Here is a 16780-nt window from a genome sequence, read left to right on the forward strand (position 1 = left end):
ACATGATTCAAATTAATTATTTATCAAAAAGCTTCCAAGAGTTAGAAGTTTTAAAAAATATTAATCTACATGTAAATACGGGTGAAGTCGTTGCTATTCTAGGTCCTAGTGGCTCAGGAAAAAGCACATTGCTCCGCTGTCTGAACGGTCTTGAAGAAATGACAAAGGGAAGAATCGAAGTGGCGGGAGCTGTGATTGATTGTGAACAAAGTAAGAAAGTGCAATCAAAAGCAATTCGCCAGATTCGCTTGCAGACCGGGATGGTTTTTCAACAGTTTAATTTATATCCACATAAAACCGCACTAGAAAACGTAACGGAAGCCTTATTGGTTGTAAGAAAGTGGACAAAAGAAAAGGCCATTGAGAAAGGGGAAATGTTGTTAGCCCGTGTGGGATTACTTGAAAAAAAAGATGTGTACCCATCGCGTTTATCCGGCGGTCAACAACAAAGGGTAGCGATTGCCCGCGCCTTGGCAGCGGAGCCAGCAGTTATGCTTTTTGATGAACCAACATCTGCTCTTGATCCAGAATTAGTTGGCGAGGTGCTAGCTGTTATGAAGGAACTTGCCAAGGAAGGTATGACGATGCTTATAGTAACGCACGAAATGGAATTTGCTCAGGAAGTAGCAGATCGGATTATTTTTATGGATGGTGGAAACATTGTCGAACAAGGTACCCCTGAGGAATTTTTCAACAATACGCAAACAGAACGTGCACAAAAATTTTTGAAAAAGATCGGGAACTATGATTGAACATTCATACCCATGAATGAAAATTCTATTTTTACAAAGAAAAGAGGATATTGCAAAAATGATAGTAAAAACGAAGTGGAATGGCCAACGCGCCTTTACGGCTGTTGGTGACTCAGGATATGAAATTAAAATGGATGCCACAGAAGCGTACGGTGGTGAAGGGAAGGGAGTCACACCAACCGAAATGCTTTTAGCCTCCTTGGCAGGATGTATTGGCATTGACGTTACGATGATTCTGAGACATTACCTAGACTCAATTGAAAGTCTAGAAATTGAAACAAATGGCACAAGGAAAGAGGATTTACCAACAGGATTTACAGCAATTACTGTAACCTTCCACATTGATGGCAATATTGATAGCAAGAAAATATGGAGAGCGATTAATTTAGGAAAGCAAAAATATTGTGCTGTTTCTGATTCACTTAAAGCTGATATAACATTCCGCCTTGTATTAAATGGAGTAGAGGATAATGACCCGACGTCTGAGGAATAAGCTTGAGCAAGTTAGGTAGCATCATTGAGTTTTAGCTTATTAATAATGGTTGCTAAATCTGTCTAAGGTTTACATACAATAAAGAAAAGTTTATACTAATAAAAAATAATATCGATCTATCTTCAGGGCAGGGTGTAATTCCCGACCGGCGGTATGGAAGGTAACTTCTTAAGCCCGCGAGCCTTTTTGGCATGATTTGGTGAGATTCCGAAGCCGACAGTATAGTCTGGATGGGAGAAGATGGAGGTTTGAGCGTTTATATCAATTTTTTGTGATTGAATAAGCGTTTGTTTGCCTATATGTATTCACATATTCTCCCACTCAATCGATTTTGGGTGGGTTTTTATATAGGGCAAATCTCTTTCTGCTAGTTAGATCGGAGAAATGGGAGAGAACAAATGAATAAAAGTAGTCAAAAAATTCGTCAAACCGTAACAGTAGCAGTTTTGTCTAGCATTGCATATCTACTAATGATGCTGAATTTTCCGTTGCCAGGATTGCCGCCATTTTTAAAAATTGATTTTAGTGAAGTACCAGCATTACTCGCAACAATTGTATTTGGTCCTGTTGCTGGCATCACTGTTGAAGCAATTAAAAATATTTTGCACTATATTATTCAAGGTGCGATGACGGGAGTTCCAATTGACCAAGCAGCAAATTTTGTGGCGGGACTTTTATTTATTTTACCTGCTTCATTTTTATACAAAAGGATTCACTCTACAAAAGGATTAACAATCGGTTTATTAATAGGCACAATCACAATGACAATCATGATGAGCATTCTTAATTACTTTCTGATCCTACCAGCTTATACATTTTTCCTGAATGCACCAGCAATGTCAAGTGCAGAAGCAAAAGGGTTAATTGTAGTAGGTATTATGCCGTTTAATTTAATAAAAGGAATTGTAATTACATTATTATTCACGGTGCTTTTTGCGAAGTTAAAGCCATGGTTACGGACTTACGAAAAATCAATTGCAGCATAAAAATATAGAAACAGGCGAACTCATTCCCAGTTCGCCTGTTTATTCTTATAATGCTTCTTTAATCACTTTTTTGTAATAGCGGACTGAAAGTAATCCGAAAATAGAGTACAGTGCTGTATATAAAATCATGACTATAATCATTGGTGTCCAAAGTTCAGTGCCAAAAAGAAACCAGCCAGATTGAACGGCGAAATAACTATGGCATAATCCGATAATTAATGGGATACCGAAGTTAAATAGCTGTTTAGCTTTTACTCCTTTTAAAAGGTCAGCTTGTGTGAATCCGAGTTTTCGCAAAATCGTGTAATTTGGCTTTTCCTCTTCACATTCACCCATTTGTTTAAAATATAAAATGCAGCCAGATGTTATTAAGAAGGTTAATCCTAAAAAGCCGACGATAAACATAATGAGCCCCATGTTTTTCTTTTGTATATTGCTTATTTCGAGTCTTGAATCATTGGTTCTCGTATTTGCAAAGTCCATTTCTTGAAAAATTAAATTAGCTTTTTCAAGACTATTTACCTCTTTTATATCGACTCCAATAAATATTGAAGCTTCTTTTTGAATCGCGGGATCGATGTCTGCTTTTAGTTGTGTAAAGATTGCGTCATCGACAATGGCAACGGGAAAACCTCCATTTGTAAAATACCACGAAACAATATGCTTTTTTTCTAAGCCGATATACTTTAATGGAAATTGTTGATTTTTCCCTTTTAATTCAATCTGTCCAGAGTCTTTTATTGCCATAAATTTTTGCAGTAAGTCGTTAAAACCTGTAAAAACTGTTTCCTCTGGATGTACATCTATGCCTGGAATCGCCTTGTCATTAATAACGGCAATAGTTGCATCACTGGGGTCAAAGTGTAATCCTTGTATGTTTACACCTAAAATATTTGTTAAATTGGCTTTAGATTGGATGACTTCAATCTGTCTTTCTACATAGTTTATTTGCTGTTTTTCTAACATTTTTGTAAATTGTTCTGCCTCTTTCATATTTGCAAATGAAAAATCCCCTGCAACTTGGTTTTCCGCTGTTTTTTCTGCGGAATAATAGGAAATATAGCTTAACGATAATAAGCTGATGGCTAGGGCAGATACTGTTGTAATAATCGTTAATAATAACGCACTTGCTTTCATCCGAAACATAATCGTAGAAAGCGACAAAACCTCATGAATCTTTAAATAGCCATTTTTCTTTTTTCGTACAAGATGAAAGATAAAGCTAACGGAGCCTTTGTAAAATAAGTAGGTTCCGATAATCACTGATGCGAGAATAAATAACATCGCGCCGAATAACTCAAGCATTGTTGTAAAGCTGCCTCCAAATAATTTTGAAGATACATAATAGCCAACTATAATCAAAGCCATTCCAGCAATTCCGATGAACATTTCAAACGATGATAATTTTTTAGCCTTATGCTCTGTTGTAGAGAGGAGGCGGAATAACGATAATATGCTTTGTTTCTTTATAAAAAAGTAATTCATCATTAAAATAACAAGGTAGATAACCGTAAACATCGTAATAGTTTGGACTAAAGCCTGATTTGAGAAATGAAGCGTTGCAATTGTATCCACTTTTGTTATTTTAAATAAAATCATCATGAGTAACTTTGAAGTCGAGAATCCAATCAATATTCCAATTAATAGGGAACTGAAGTAAAGGATTAAGTTTTCCGCACTAAGTATGCGGAAAATTCGTCCTTTTGTCATCCCGATCAATTGGAGTAAACCAATTTCTTTGCTGCGTCGTTTTAAAAAGATTGTATTGGCATACAGAACAAAGATAGCCACAATGGTGACAAGCAGGATGGAAGCCGTTCGAATAGCGGCCGCTCCTTTGATAGTTCCTTTTGTTGCATCCATTGCTGGATCATATTGCAAGGTGACGAACGCAAAATAAAGAGCAACGCTAAAAAGCAATGCAAATACATATAAATAATAGTTTTTAAAATTCTTCCGTAAGTTGCGGAGGATTAACTGGTTTATGCTCATTTTGATTGCACCCCACCGAGCACTGCTTGAGTTTTTATGATGTCATTAAAAAACACCTGTCTTGCTTCTTCTCCTTTGTTTAACATTGTGTAAATTTGCCCGTCTTTAATAAAAATGGCTCTGCTAGAGTAGCTGGCAGCGACCGCATCATGTGTAACCATCACAATTGTTGCCTGACGTTTTTCATTTAACTCGTTTAGTTTGTTAAGTAAGTCAGAAGCAGACTTTGAATCAAGTGCCCCAGTTGGTTCATCGGCGAAGATGATGCTTGGCTCATGAATGAAGGCGCGGGCGGCTGATGTCCGCTGTTTTTGACCACCAGAAATTTCATTTGGGTATTTGTCTTTAATTTCATAAATACCGAGTTCTTCTGCAATTGCCTGAAATTTACGCTGTGCTTCTTGTTTTGAGGTATTAGAAATCGATAATGGCAAAAGGATATTTTCTTTTACCGTCAATGTGTCAAGCAAATTATATTCTTGAAAAATAAAGCCTAAATAATTTTTTCGAAATTCAGCTAGTTCTTTTTCTTTCATAGCTGTCATTTCTTTTTCCTCAATTTTGATGGAACCGCTGCTTGCTTTGTCAATTGAGGAGAGGACATTGAGCAAAGTTGTTTTTCCAGAGCCTGATGCGCCCATGATGCTGACAAATTCACCTTTCTCAATGCGAATGTCAAGTCCTTTCAGTACTTCTTGTTTATTAAACTTGTTGCCGTAGCTTTTATGAATTTTTGTAGCTTCTAACACTGTCATTTAATTCACACTCCTTGAGTTTATTATAAGGGGCTCTTGCATCTTTCTCCTTCGATTCATCTAACAAATGATAAAAGCATGTGACATTTTTGTCACATGCCGCTGATCTTGTTGAAATCATTTCTTTTTGGAAAGGCTAGCGTAAAGGTTGTGCCTTCTCCTAATTTTGAGTGAACTTGAATCCTGATAAGCAGCGATTTTGCCGCTTTTTTTGCTAAATATAAACCCATTCCTGTTGCTGCTTCGTCTTGATGCATCGTAGTAGATGTAAAGCCTTTATCAAAAATGCGCGGTAAATCTTTCGAGTCAATACCGCGTCCATAATCAGTCACTGTTACGATTGTTTGCTGATTCTGATGAAAAGATTTAATCATGATGTCACATTTTTCACTGTATTTCACTGCGTTTGTTAACAGCTGTCTGATAATAAAAGCGAGCCATTTGCCGTCACTTATGACAGAAGGGGTTGTTAAATCAACGTCAAAGCCTATTCCTTTTTGGATGCACCATGACTGCAATTCCTTGAATTCTTTAAACAGCAATGATTTTAAGTCAATATTTTCAATAAAAAGGTCGTTTTCAATAGATGGAATTCGCTTTTGGTGAAGTTGCTGGTCAAGGAGATGATGAATTCTTAGCCATTCAAGTCCTAGCTTATTTTTCACAGGTCCATCGTCCATGCTGTCAATCATCAAACGCATCGCCGTTAAAGGGGTCTTCACTTCATGAATCCAAGCTAATAGCTCATCTTTTTCTTCCTCCAAGGCAATCTGATTTTTGGTGTTTTCTTGTTTTAGAAGCTCTGTTTGTTTTGTAATTCTATGTTCGATTATTTTTTCAAAAGGGCTTTCCGCGTCGACGATGGTTGTTAAGTCAAGATTGTTTTCCCATTCAAGCAGGCTTTGATAGAATTTTGTTTCGTGCTTATAGCGTATCATTAAGAAAATAATAAAAATGGCCAATGATAAATAGACAATGTAGAGAAGGGGCCTAAAAGGAATGGCAGCATCGAGATAGGAGACAAGGATAATCAAACACTGCAGTGATAAAAAAAGAATGATCCAGCTCCGTCTTTCAATTAGAAAGTTTTTTATCATAGAACTGAATCCCCTTCCACAGCGATGTAGCCTTGTCCCACCTTTGTTTCAATAAAACGTCCTAATCCAAGCTCATCTAGCTTTTTTCTTAAGCGATTAACATTGACGGTTAAAGTATTGTCGCTGACAAAGCGTTCATCATTCCAAAGGCTTTTGATGATTTCCTCTCTACTAATGATTTTATTTTTATGTTCAATCAGGTTTTTCAATATTAAGATTTCATTTTTCGTTAGTTCAATCGAACCGGCATCATTGGTAATTGTATTTTTTAAATAATCGACCGTCGCCCCACACCATGTCTTGACCTCCATTTGTTCTGCCGTATTGTAATTGTAGACGCGGCGCAGAATCGCTTGTATTTTTGCAATAAGAACATCAAAATGAAACGGTTTTTGTATGTAATCATCGGCGCCAAGCTGCATCGACATAACGATATCGGTAGGATGATCACGGGATGATAGAAAGATGATCGGGATTTTTGAATGTGAACGTATCATTCTGCACCAATGAAAGCCATCATACTTTGGCAATTGAATATCAATAATTACTAAATCAGGTTTGATTGCTGTAAAATCTTTCATCACTTTACTAAAATCGGTTATTCCATATACATCATAAGACCAGCTAGTTAACCGCTCTTTGACTTCATTAAAAAGACTTTTATCATCTTCAATAAGGAGAAGTTTTATCAATAGTTTCACCACATTTTATTTAGTATCGTCCTAAATTTTACAGAAAAACCATCCTTTATGCTAGAGGATTTTGTGGTTGGAATAAGGAACCTGTTCTTTGCGCCTAAGTCTACATTCCGTGCTTAGCTAATTGGATAAGTTATTTGTAAATTTTTGTTTAAAATTATTTGCTGATATATAATGGATATTGAGTAAATTCTATCCTTCAAGGAGGATTAAAAATGGGTAAATTAGCTGGTAAAGTTGCCGTTATCACTGGTGGAGCGCGTGGATAAAATGCAAAATTCATAAAACATGACGTTACAAATGCAGCCGATTGGGAACAGGTCATTGCTGAATTTGCTAAATACATACCGTTTAGAAGGGTTGCAAAATCAGAAGAGGTTACGAATATTGTTTTATTCCTTGCCTCTGATGAATCCAGTTATTGTACAGGTTCTGAATTTGTGGCGGACGGAGGAATAACGGCACAATAATTAGAGGGGGAAATCTAATGGAAAAGGCATTGGTTTTAGGAGCATCTGGTGGAATGGGGTCTTCAATTGTAAAGGAGTTGGCGCAAAGAGGGATTGATACAATCGCTTTTGCCCGCGGAAAAGAAAAACTAGATAAACTTTTTCAAAATGAAGAAAAAGTCACTATTTGGCCCGGGGATATATTTGAGTTAGAAAATTTGAAAAAAGCAGCCTCTGGTGTTGATGTTGTATTTCATGCAATGAATATTCCTTATCCGGAGTGGGAGGGGAAACTCCCGGTATTGGTGAAAAATATTATTGAGGCATCTAAGGATGCCAATGCAAAGCTTGTTTTAGTTGACAATATATATGCTTACGGAAGAAACCCTGGAACATTAGTTACCGAGGAAACGCCGAAAAATCCTCATACGAAAAAAGGAAAAATTCGTTTGCAGCTTGAAGCAATGGTTAAGAATTCAAATGTGCCATACATTATTGCTCATTTTCCAGATTTCTATGGCCCCAATGCGACTAATACTATCCTAAACTATACTTTTGAAGGTGTAATAAAAAATAAAAGATCAATGTTTGTAGGAGATTTGAAGGTAGCAAGAGAATATATTTTTACACCTGATGGGGCAAAAGCTTTAGTGGAATTAGCATTAATGGAGTCAGCGTATGGACAAAACTGGAATATACCGGGTAGTGGCGTTATTACAGGAGATGAAATTATAGCTATCTTACGGGAACATACCGGCTATAACAAAAAAGTAGGAACGGTTACAAAGGGGATGGTAAAGTTCCTAGGTATGTTTGATAAGATGATGCGTGAAGTGGTAGAGATGTTGTATTTAACGGAAGACCCCATTGTCTTGAACGGCGCCAAGCTTGAACAGGCTATTAAAACAATACCGAGAACCCCATATAAAGAAGGGATTAAACAAACAATAGACTATATGCGTAATAATCTTGGGAGGTCCTAATTTTTTCCGCAACGCAAAAAAGGTGAAGCACAAAAAAGAAGGGATTCATCCTTCTTTTATTTTTTATATGAAAAATTGTTGTTTATTCATTTTGAATTAACGGCAACGTGATTTGAAAGGTTGTTACGTCTTCATTTGAAAAGCAATGAATTTTTCCTTTATGATTTTCTACGATATTTTTGCACACAAATAAACCAATGCCTGTGCCTAACTTCTTTGTAGTGTAAAATGGTTCGAAAACAAGCTTTATTGCATCGGAATTTATGGATGCACCATTATTCGAGATTTTAATCTTAATATGATTAAAGTCTACTTCTGCATCGATGTTAATCCTTTTTTGTTTTATTTCTTCTTCTCTTACAGCATCAATTGCATTCGACAATAGGTTTAAAAAAACCTGTTTTAACTCGTTTCGATCACCACTTACCTCTGCTGTTGCATTTATTCTTGAGTAAACTTGTATATTACTGTCGACAATGCTCGGGTATAAGAAATCGACCATTTCCTCTATTAATTCTTTAATGTTTATCTCTCTAATTTTACTTTCACTTATTATGTTTAACTTTGACGTATGTAGGAACTGCGTAATTCTAAACTTTAGTTGGTCGAGTTCATTACTAATAATATCTAAATAAGGCAACGTAGGGTGTTCGTTCTTTAATAGTTTTACAAATCCTAATACAGAGGTAAGGGGGTTTCGAAACTCATGAACAAAACTAGAAGACATTTGTCCAAGGATAGCTAATCTGTCTTTGTGTGATTCCGTGATAAATAGATTTTTTTCTTGTAATTTTAAATCTTTTAATTCGGTATACTTTAACACAGCATAATAACAAAATATATCAAACTGGCTATTTATTAAGTCAATGACTGGTTGCAGTTCTTCTAATAAGATTCCAGAATGATTAATACGATTTATCATGATACTTCTCCCAAGATTGACATTATAAACAAACTCGCCAATATTGATATTAGCGTCCACCCGTTCTTGTGCTATCTTGTAAGCCAATAATTTAATATCATTCTCCGAGAATTTGTGAAAAATTGATTTTGTTATCAATTGATACATTAACAAACCATTCTGTCTTATTAGTTCTTTATCTTTATTATGTTGAACTCTTATTTGCTTTTCCCATAAATTTAAAAAATTATTTTCATTCTCTCTGAGAAATTGGCCTAATTTTTTATATCCATTATCTGTTTGTACATTTGATTTCATAAATAGCCTACTTTCTAAAAATTTTAAAAAGCAATACATAGCTAGCACCTGTTGGTGTATTTCTTTATGATACAATTATAATGGCAACAGGAAAAAAACTCTATTAAATATATTATTAGGAATGTTAAAAAGCAAAGTGGAAAAAAGTGATATAATATTATTATGCCTATGTTAAAATGAGAATTCTCCCCTGCAAAAGGGGAGACGCCCGTTTATTTAATTTTCAAATCATCAACTTGTTTTCTGCTCGGGAAAAATAATTGTCCTTCTGCTGCGACTGCTTCTTTTGCGGTTATATGATCAGGTTCTAGGCAATAAACGATTGTTTTGCTACCGAGGGATGAACGATATGAGTCTACATATTTTTGGGAAAGCTCTCGTTCAAAATAACCAGGAACAAACTTATTTAACATTGCTTGTAATGCAGCCGTTCTTTCCTCAAGGCAATCTACTAATTTTAGCTTACCAAAAACCATGACGCTAGTATAAGCTGTACCGATATTTGCTGGTTCTGGTTTAGCAATTATTCCTTTGTCCTCTGAAACGGTAAAGCAGACGCGATTGCTCGTTTCGATGGCATCAGCCTTGCGTCCTTGTTCGCTGCCATGAAAATAAACTTTTCTGTCTTTCCACACATAGTTTAATGGGACAACATACGTGCCTTCCTCATCGTGTAAGCCCAAGTAGCCAACCATTGCTGTTGATAACAAGTCATTCATTCTGTTTTCATCTTTTATTTCTTTTAAAGTTCTTCGCATTGCTCTGTAATTCATTTTTTATCCCTTCTTTCAATATTCACTATACAAAAAAATGGTAAAATAAGAAATAGATATAGGGGGTTTTTGTTTTAATTAGAAATAGTAGGCTTTTTCACATTCGTTTGTAACTTTTAGAGAATTTTTAACGTCAATGTTTTTAATAATCTCACGAAAAAAGAAAGGGTGCTTTGTATGGGCGTGAAGTTGAGGAGTATAGTATTGCTGTTAGGACTGTCCTTATTAGCAAGCAATACTGTGTCTGCAAATGAACAGCCGGTAGTTATACAAGAGAACATCGCAGAAAAGAAAAATGAATATTTACACTTTACACCAGTTACATTGGAGTCGCTATCAGAAGCTGAAAAGGCATTTGTTGAGCATTACAAATTTGAAAAGGGCGTTCATCGAAAAGATACATTGTATTTGATTTCCCTTGGAGAAAAACCAAATCCAGGTTATCAACTGGAGTTTGTTAAAAGCGAAACAACTTGGGAGCAGGAGCAAATTTTTGTTAGACAACTTTTACCGAAGGAAGGCTATATGTATCCGCAGGTTATTCATTATCCATATATAATCGGACGCTTGCAGCTACCTTCTAAATATATGACAATCAATGTGATTGACATTGACTCTGGTGAGGAAATTTTTCAAAAAGAACAAATAGTCCAACCAATAGATAATAAAGCAATCAAAGTCTATATAAATGGAAGGATGCAAGTATTTGATCAACCTCCGCTTTTGAAGGATGGTCGGACAATGGTGCCATTAAGAGGGATTTTCGAATCATTAGGGGCACAAGTTCAATATGATGAAACTACAGGAATGATTACAGCTACTAAAGAAAAGCTTATAATAAAATTGAAAGTTTTCTCTAAGGAAGTAAATGTAAATGGACAAACAAAAATAATTGATGCTGCACCTTTTGCACAGAATGGTCGCGCATTGGTCCCTTTACGTTTTATAGGAGAAACCTTAGGGGAAAATGTAAAATGGGATGCGGAACAAAATACGGTCTATATTGTAGCTAGAAAATGATAAAGAGACCAATTCGTACCCGATTTCACGCTGAGAACCTGATTTCGGTCACCAGTGCGCTTGTTTAGTGCCCGTATGAAGTAAAACGTATGAACCGCAGTCATCAGCCCGCCTATCTTGCACTCTTTTTCGGTAGCTACGCACAGACAGGGCATACCGCTGATTACAACAGAATACAGAAAAAAGGTAAGGAGACCATAAAAGGCTCCTTATCCTCTTATTTAGTAACCCGATTGTTCCGATGTTAAGTTATCAAGCATTGTATAATTTTCGCGTTGCAAAGGCTTTTCTGCTGGGCCTTCGATAACTTCCCCGGTGTAAGAAAATCTAGAGCCGTGGCATGGGCAATCCCATGAGCGGTCACCATCATTCCAATTTACTTCACAGCCAACATGTGTACATGTTGTATCGACAATATGGAGTTTTCCTTCAAGGTCCTTGTAGGCACCTTTACGGGTGCCATTAATCATGACAACGGCACCTTCATCATTTTTCAAGTCTTCTGTTTTCTTGTCTACAATCCCCAGTTTTCCTTTGAGTAAATGCTTGGCAACATCGGCATTTTCAACAAAAAACTTTTTCAAGCTTGGATCTGCATAAAAACGTGAAGGGGTATAGATGCCTTTGTAAGGGTTATCCTTATTTAACGCAATATCCCGCATAAGCAGGGCTGCTGCTGTTCCATTCGTCATTCCCCATTTCCGATAACCTGTTGCAATTAATATATTTGGTTGAGCTTTCGTTATCTCACCGACATATGGCATTTTATCAAGCGTAGTTAAATCTTGGGTTGACCAGCGATAATGAAATTCCTCAAAATTGAAAACATCTTTTGAAAATTTCTCCAACGCTTTATAATGCTCCATCGTATCTTTGCCTTGCCCTGTCTTATGACTTTCACCACCAATGATTAGCAAATTTTCGCCATCTACTGGCGTATAACGGATTGAGCGGCTTGGCTGGTCAACACTTAAATACATCCCACCGGGATAATCCATTTTTGTTTTTGTAGCTAGAACATAAGAACGGTCAGCATATAATCTTGTAAAATAAAACCCTGTGCTTTCATAAAAAGGGAAGTGCGAACAGCAAAGCACACCATTGCCAGTAACACGATTTCCATTACGGGTAAGGACGATTGCTTTTTGGCCATCACTTTCAATGTTAACAGCTGTCGTATCCTCAAAAATGAGTCCACCGCTATCACGAATTACTTTTGCAAGATGTGTTAAATATTTAAGAGGATGAAACTGCGCTTGATTTTTCATTACTAAAGCACTGTACGTTTTAATATTAAAAGGAATTTCTCTTATAAGCTTTCCATCGATATTCAATTTTTGATAGGCTTCATATTCCTTTTCGATTTTTTGAACATTTTGCTCTGAAATTGTATAAAGGTGGGCATCCTGCTCACTAAAATCACAATCGATTTGGAGGTCTTCAATTGTATTTTTAATAAATTTTAATGCAGTACTATTCGCTTCATAATACAGTCTTGCCTTGCTAATACCGAAATGGTTAATGAATTCATCGTAAATTAAATCATGCTGTGCGGTTATTTTAGCTGTTGTATGGCCAGTGGTGCCATTTAAAAGTTTTCCTGCATCCAATAAGGTAACCTTTACACCCTCTTTTACTAAAAGATAAGCGGCAGTTATTCCTGTAATCCCGCCACCGACAATGACCACATCTGTTTCACAATCTTCATTTAATTGCTTGAACTTCGGCAAGTCAATTCCATCTCGCCAATATGGTTCCGGAAATTGCGGCATTTTGTTTTCTGTCACTAGTAACCCCCCGTTTATTTTTACAAAGATGTATAAAGTATCCGTTAAATAGAGGGGAATTATACACAAAAAAACAGCTCCATTCACCGCGAATGGAGCTGTTTCATCATTCTAAGAAAGCTAGTTTCCTTGTAATTTACTTACCGCTCTCGATGGTAAGCTCCATCCGAATCGATATGAAATCACGCGTAATAGTAGAATGATTGCAAAGAGACTGTATAGTTGATATGGTTTTTCCGCCCATCCCATGCCAATTATGAGGCCGGCAAACATTGCCCAAAAGAGATATACCTCTTTTTGGAATACAAGTGGCTTTTGTTGCGCTAAAACATCACGAATGATTCCGCCACCGGCACCCGTAATGGCAGCTGAAAACATGATTGCTATTATAGGCAATCCATTTGCATGGGCAAACATTGCTCCTTGAATAGCAAACGCAGAGAGGCCAACGGCATCAAAGAAATTCAAAAAATCCCATTCTTTTAGGCGGTTAACCGTTTTATTTGGTAAAAGAAAAACAATCGTAATCGTAATCATGGCAATAATAAAGAGTGTCGTTTGTTGCCATAATACATGAATGGGGATGCCGATTAATAGATTCCTAACAGCCCCGCCCCCAAACGCCGTAATTAATCCTAGCGCATAGGCTCCAATAATATCATATTTCACTTCCATTGCAATAATGGCTCCACTAATTGCAAAGGCAATTGTTCCAATCACGTTTAATACATCCCAAACCATAAAAACCCCCCTAGATATAACTATTACAGTAGTGGAAAAACACATAATTGTCAATTTTCTTTCTTTCGAATATTAAAAGTCTGTCTTACGTTAGAAGCAGTGTATATGATACTATATGGTAAGTTAATACAGCGTAGGAGAAGGAGATTTCATGAACAAAAAAGATATAGCTACTATTCGCAGGCAATTCAAACTAGACAACGATTTAATGAAGATAAAAGACATCTTTAATGTATATATAATGAAGGAAACAAGTGACATTTATCATCAAGAAAGCAAGCCGTTTCAAATGCTAGAAGAGGAGCAGCAAGAGCTTTTTCTAAGCAACTTCAAAAAAGTATTGACTGGTCAGTTGGATGTGAAGCTATTTGAGCTTAAGTTCCAACGTGAAGTCGAGGACCATACTCAATACTTGCTTTATAATGGGCTGCAATCGAGTAATGTTGAGGAATGGAAGGCACATATGCTAGTAATTGTTGAGAAAATGTTCAAAAACGCCCAACATTCGGAAGATGTTGTTGTCACCTTTATTCGCGGTGAATATTTAAAACCTACAAAAAGGAAAAATGAGGAATCTGAAGAAAGTGACCGTGATGAGGTGTTTGTCCATTCCTTTATTCTCTGTAGTATTAATAAGACAGAGCAGCCTAAAAAAACGTTATTGTTCGATTATATAGGGAAGGAATTTAAGTATAATGTCGTCGTTGATCCAATTATTAACCTATCTTCACCTGTAGCAGGCTTTTTGTTCCCATGCTTTACGGAAAATTCAGCTGATGTAAACCATATTTTATACTCGGCAGAAAAACCGAATCAACCTGACCCGTACATCATTGAAGATGTATTAAATGCAGAAATGATTTTAACGGCACAGGAAAACAAAGCTGTTTTTGAAGAAATTGTCAAAGAAGTAGTGGGGGAACAAGTGGATGCTTCGACACTTGCTAATGTCTACGATGAAATCAACCGAATCATTGATGAAAATGAAGAAGAAGATACTCCGAGATTAGACTACAAAGATGTCGAACGGGTTTTGAAGGTAAGTGGTGTGGAAGATGTTAATCAAGAAAAAGTAGAAATGGCTTTCCAAAAGGTCGTTGATGATGAAAAGTATGAGCTAAAGGCTAGCAATATTGTTCCAAATCCTAAATCAAAATCAATCAAAATTAACACAAAAGTAGCGAATATATCGCTAAGTCCGCAAGATTTAAAGTACGTTAAATTAGTTCATTACAATGGCAAGCGTTGTTTATTAATTGAAGTGGATGAAGATACAGTGGTTGAAGGCTTTACGTTGATTCCTGAAACATTTTAACTAAAAAGGCTTGGTCTCCCAGGCCTTTTTAATTCTTTCTTTCATCTTTTCTTTACGGGCTCATTTTCCTCGGCTGCTTCCATTGCATAGGCAAGTCTTCCAGGAGCTCCGCTTCTGTTACGACTTTCATCTGGCATTGTACGAAGGACGATACGGTGAACAAAAAACTCTCCAACTGTTATGATGACAGACGAAATAATGCTTCCCCAGGCAATCTGCATAACATTACCGAAAACGACACTACCAAAAATCCACACAAGCGTATATGATAGGAGAAAATCAGCGATTAGAGCATTCATATTACCAATCCGCGGCAATAAAATTCGATCCCCAGCAAGATAAGAAACAATAGTTGTAAGCCCACTAAACCAAACGATATCTGTCCACCTAGCATCAAAAAATAAGTCAAGAGCGACTGTATAGGCAATCAAACAGGTCACAAACTTGATTAGTAAAACCTTCATATTATTCATTTCAAAACACCTCCTTCCCTTCTATTTTCATCATCATTAAAAGAAATCATACATCGATTTATTTTGCTGGTACTTTTAACAATTCATAAATATCATTTCTATTTTACAAACTATGAAAGGAAGTAGTGTGTATGTGTCGAAACAACGATAATTATAAGTAATGAAAGGATACAAAAAATGATAAAAAATATTGTCATATCAATAAATATTATTATCATCATGGCAATGAATTCTCCGTCAACCTTCGCTGCAGAAAATAACCAAAGCAATATTTATGTAGTGAAAGCAGGTGATACTTTAGAGAAAATCGCTGCTACATTTAGCATTTCTGTAAAAGAACTAAAAGTAACCAATGGCTTGCAATCGAATTTATTATTTGTTGATCAAAAATTAAAGGTACCCATCATGTATGAAGTTGCAGCAGGCGATACTTTACAGACCATTTCAGCTACATTTCAATCCACTGTCGAGAAGATAAAAAACGCAAATGAACTTTCATCTAATGCATTAAATATAGGACAAATTATAAAAATTCCGCCTAAGCCCTTAAACATGCATGGACAATATATAGTGATGACAAGGGAAGAATTTCAGGAATGGTTATTTAACCAAAAATTCAGTAGAAAAATTAATGTAATTCAACAACATCACACATGGCGACCATCCTACAAGCACTTTAATGGTTCCAATCATTTTACATTATTGAAGGGCATGGAAAGTTTTCATGTAAATGAAATGAGATGGAGAAATATTGCTCAAAATATTACAACATTTCCAGATGGTACAATCGCAGTTTCAAGGCCATTTAACAGTGCACCAGAAGGGACCATTGGCTGGGCAGCGAACGATGCTGGGATTATGATTGAACATATTGGGAATTTTGATAAAGGTTTTGATTTAATGACAGCAGAACAAAAGGAAACGATTATTTATATCACGGCCTTGCTTTGTATTAAGTTTGGGTTAACTCCTTCCATTGATACGATTACTTATCATCATTGGTGGGATTTGCGAACGGGGAATAGGGTGTTAGATAACAGTAAAGGAAGTATAGTTAAAACATGTCCTGGGACTGCCTTTTTTGGGGGGAATACTACCAATAATGCAAAAAACTATTTTTACCCATTAGTATCAAAAAAAATCGAAGAAATAATGGCAACACAAAAACAATAATCAGTCGCAGCTCTATAATATGAATTTATTAGTTTTGCCACCGTTAATGACGAAGAGTTGGACAATGTCCAATA

Annotated in this window: 17 protein-coding genes and 1 riboswitch; of the genes, 8 read left to right on the forward strand and 9 right to left on the reverse strand. The window is 36.3% G+C overall.

Annotation, left to right across the window (positions count from 1 at the left end; all coding sequences use genetic code 11):
• Window positions 1-2 precede the first annotated feature (2 nt).
• The 3 genes from GX497_16270 to GX497_16280 all read left to right on the forward strand — a co-directional run bounded on the left by GX497_16270 (window position 3) and on the right by GX497_16280 (window position 2231).
• Window positions 3-752 (forward strand): amino acid ABC transporter ATP-binding protein, encoded by a 750-nt coding sequence (locus GX497_16270; GenBank protein HHY74744.1) that lies wholly within the window; start codon window positions 3-5, stop codon window positions 750-752.
• 58 nt (window positions 753-810) lie between these two features.
• On the forward strand, window positions 811-1245 hold the full coding sequence (locus GX497_16275) for an OsmC family protein (GenBank protein ID HHY74745.1): 435 nt from the start codon (window positions 811-813) through the stop codon (window positions 1243-1245).
• A 114-nt stretch (window positions 1246-1359) separates the two neighbouring features.
• A riboswitch (FMN riboswitch) is annotated at window positions 1360-1491 on the forward strand.
• A 152-nt stretch (window positions 1492-1643) separates the two neighbouring features.
• The gene (locus GX497_16280; GenBank protein HHY74746.1) at window positions 1644-2231 is read left to right on the forward strand and encodes an ECF transporter S component; all 588 of its coding nucleotides are present in this window, start codon (window positions 1644-1646) and stop codon (window positions 2229-2231) included.
• A 45-nt stretch (window positions 2232-2276) separates the two neighbouring features.
• Here the strand turns inward: GX497_16280 and GX497_16285 are convergent, their stop codons facing one another.
• The 4 genes from GX497_16285 to GX497_16300 all read right to left on the reverse strand — a co-directional run bounded on the left by GX497_16285 (window position 2277) and on the right by GX497_16300 (window position 6767).
• Window positions 2277-4223 (reverse strand): ABC transporter permease, encoded by a 1947-nt coding sequence (locus GX497_16285; GenBank protein ID HHY74747.1) that lies wholly within the window; start codon window positions 4221-4223, stop codon window positions 2277-2279.
• The gene (locus tag GX497_16290) at window positions 4220-4978 is read right to left on the reverse strand and encodes an ABC transporter ATP-binding protein (GenBank protein ID HHY74748.1); all 759 of its coding nucleotides are present in this window, start codon (window positions 4976-4978) and stop codon (window positions 4220-4222) included. Before GX497_16290 ends, GX497_16285 begins: the two co-directional genes overlap by 4 nt.
• Window positions 4979-5070: 92 nt before the next feature.
• Entirely contained in the window at window positions 5071-6075 is a 1005-nt protein-coding gene (locus GX497_16295) for a HAMP domain-containing histidine kinase (protein ID HHY74749.1), read from the reverse strand.
• Window positions 6072-6767 carry a response regulator transcription factor gene (locus GX497_16300; GenBank protein HHY74750.1) on the reverse strand — a complete coding sequence of 232 codons (696 nt, stop codon included), beginning with the start codon at window positions 6765-6767 and terminating at the stop codon, window positions 6072-6074. The genes GX497_16295 and GX497_16300 overlap by 4 nt, the downstream gene beginning before the upstream one ends.
• A 287-nt stretch (window positions 6768-7054) precedes the next feature.
• On the opposite strand from GX497_16300, the gene GX497_16305 reads away from it, so the two are divergent.
• Window positions 7055-7243 carry an SDR family oxidoreductase gene (locus GX497_16305; protein ID HHY74751.1) on the forward strand — a complete coding sequence of 63 codons (189 nt, stop codon included), beginning with the start codon at window positions 7055-7057 and terminating at the stop codon, window positions 7241-7243.
• A 17-nt stretch (window positions 7244-7260) separates the two neighbouring features.
• A complete protein-coding gene (locus GX497_16310; protein ID HHY74752.1) occupies window positions 7261-8205 on the forward strand; it encodes an SDR family NAD(P)-dependent oxidoreductase in 945 nt (314 codons plus the stop codon).
• A gap of 82 nt (window positions 8206-8287) precedes the next feature.
• On the opposite strand, the gene GX497_16315 is transcribed toward GX497_16310, so the two are convergent.
• Window positions 8288-9424: a GHKL domain-containing protein gene (locus tag GX497_16315; protein ID HHY74753.1), complete on the reverse strand. Its 1137-nt coding sequence runs from the start codon at window positions 9422-9424 to the stop codon at window positions 8288-8290.
• Window positions 9425-9636: 212 nt separating this feature from the next.
• Window positions 9637-10182: a pyridoxamine 5'-phosphate oxidase family protein gene (locus tag GX497_16320; protein ID HHY74754.1), complete on the reverse strand. Its 546-nt coding sequence runs from the start codon at window positions 10180-10182 to the stop codon at window positions 9637-9639.
• 219 nt (window positions 10183-10401) lie between these two features.
• Between GX497_16320 and GX497_16325 the strand changes: the two genes are divergently transcribed.
• On the forward strand, window positions 10402-11217 hold the full coding sequence (locus tag GX497_16325; protein ID HHY74755.1) for a protease complex subunit PrcB family protein: 816 nt from the start codon (window positions 10402-10404) through the stop codon (window positions 11215-11217).
• 221 nt (window positions 11218-11438) lie between these two features.
• Here the strand turns inward: GX497_16325 and GX497_16330 are convergent, their stop codons facing one another.
• Together GX497_16330 and GX497_16335 are read right to left on the reverse strand one after the other, a co-directional pair.
• Window positions 11439-12989 carry an FAD-dependent oxidoreductase gene (locus GX497_16330; protein HHY74756.1) on the reverse strand — a complete coding sequence of 517 codons (1551 nt, stop codon included), beginning with the start codon at window positions 12987-12989 and terminating at the stop codon, window positions 11439-11441.
• Window positions 12990-13124: 135 nt separating this feature from the next.
• Window positions 13125-13745 carry a trimeric intracellular cation channel family protein gene (locus GX497_16335; protein HHY74757.1) on the reverse strand — a complete coding sequence of 207 codons (621 nt, stop codon included), beginning with the start codon at window positions 13743-13745 and terminating at the stop codon, window positions 13125-13127.
• A 151-nt stretch (window positions 13746-13896) separates the two neighbouring features.
• On the opposite strand from GX497_16335, the gene GX497_16340 reads away from it, so the two are divergent.
• Window positions 13897-15060 carry a DUF4317 family protein gene (locus GX497_16340; protein ID HHY74758.1) on the forward strand — a complete coding sequence of 388 codons (1164 nt, stop codon included), beginning with the start codon at window positions 13897-13899 and terminating at the stop codon, window positions 15058-15060.
• 41 nt (window positions 15061-15101) lie between these two features.
• Here GX497_16340 and GX497_16345 read toward each other — a convergent pair whose 3' ends face one another.
• On the reverse strand, window positions 15102-15533 hold the full coding sequence (locus tag GX497_16345) for a YndM family protein (protein HHY74759.1): 432 nt from the start codon (window positions 15531-15533) through the stop codon (window positions 15102-15104).
• Window positions 15534-15710: 177 nt separating this feature from the next.
• Between GX497_16345 and GX497_16350 the strand changes: the two genes are divergently transcribed.
• Window positions 15711-16706: a LysM peptidoglycan-binding domain-containing protein gene (locus GX497_16350; protein ID HHY74760.1), complete on the forward strand. Its 996-nt coding sequence runs from the start codon at window positions 15711-15713 to the stop codon at window positions 16704-16706.
• The last annotated feature ends 74 nt before the right edge of the window (window positions 16707-16780 follow it).

The sequence above is a fragment of the Bacillus sp. (in: firmicutes) genome (genome assembly GCA_012842745.1).
Lineage (GTDB): Bacteria > Bacillota > Bacilli > Bacillales > Bacillaceae_J > Schinkia.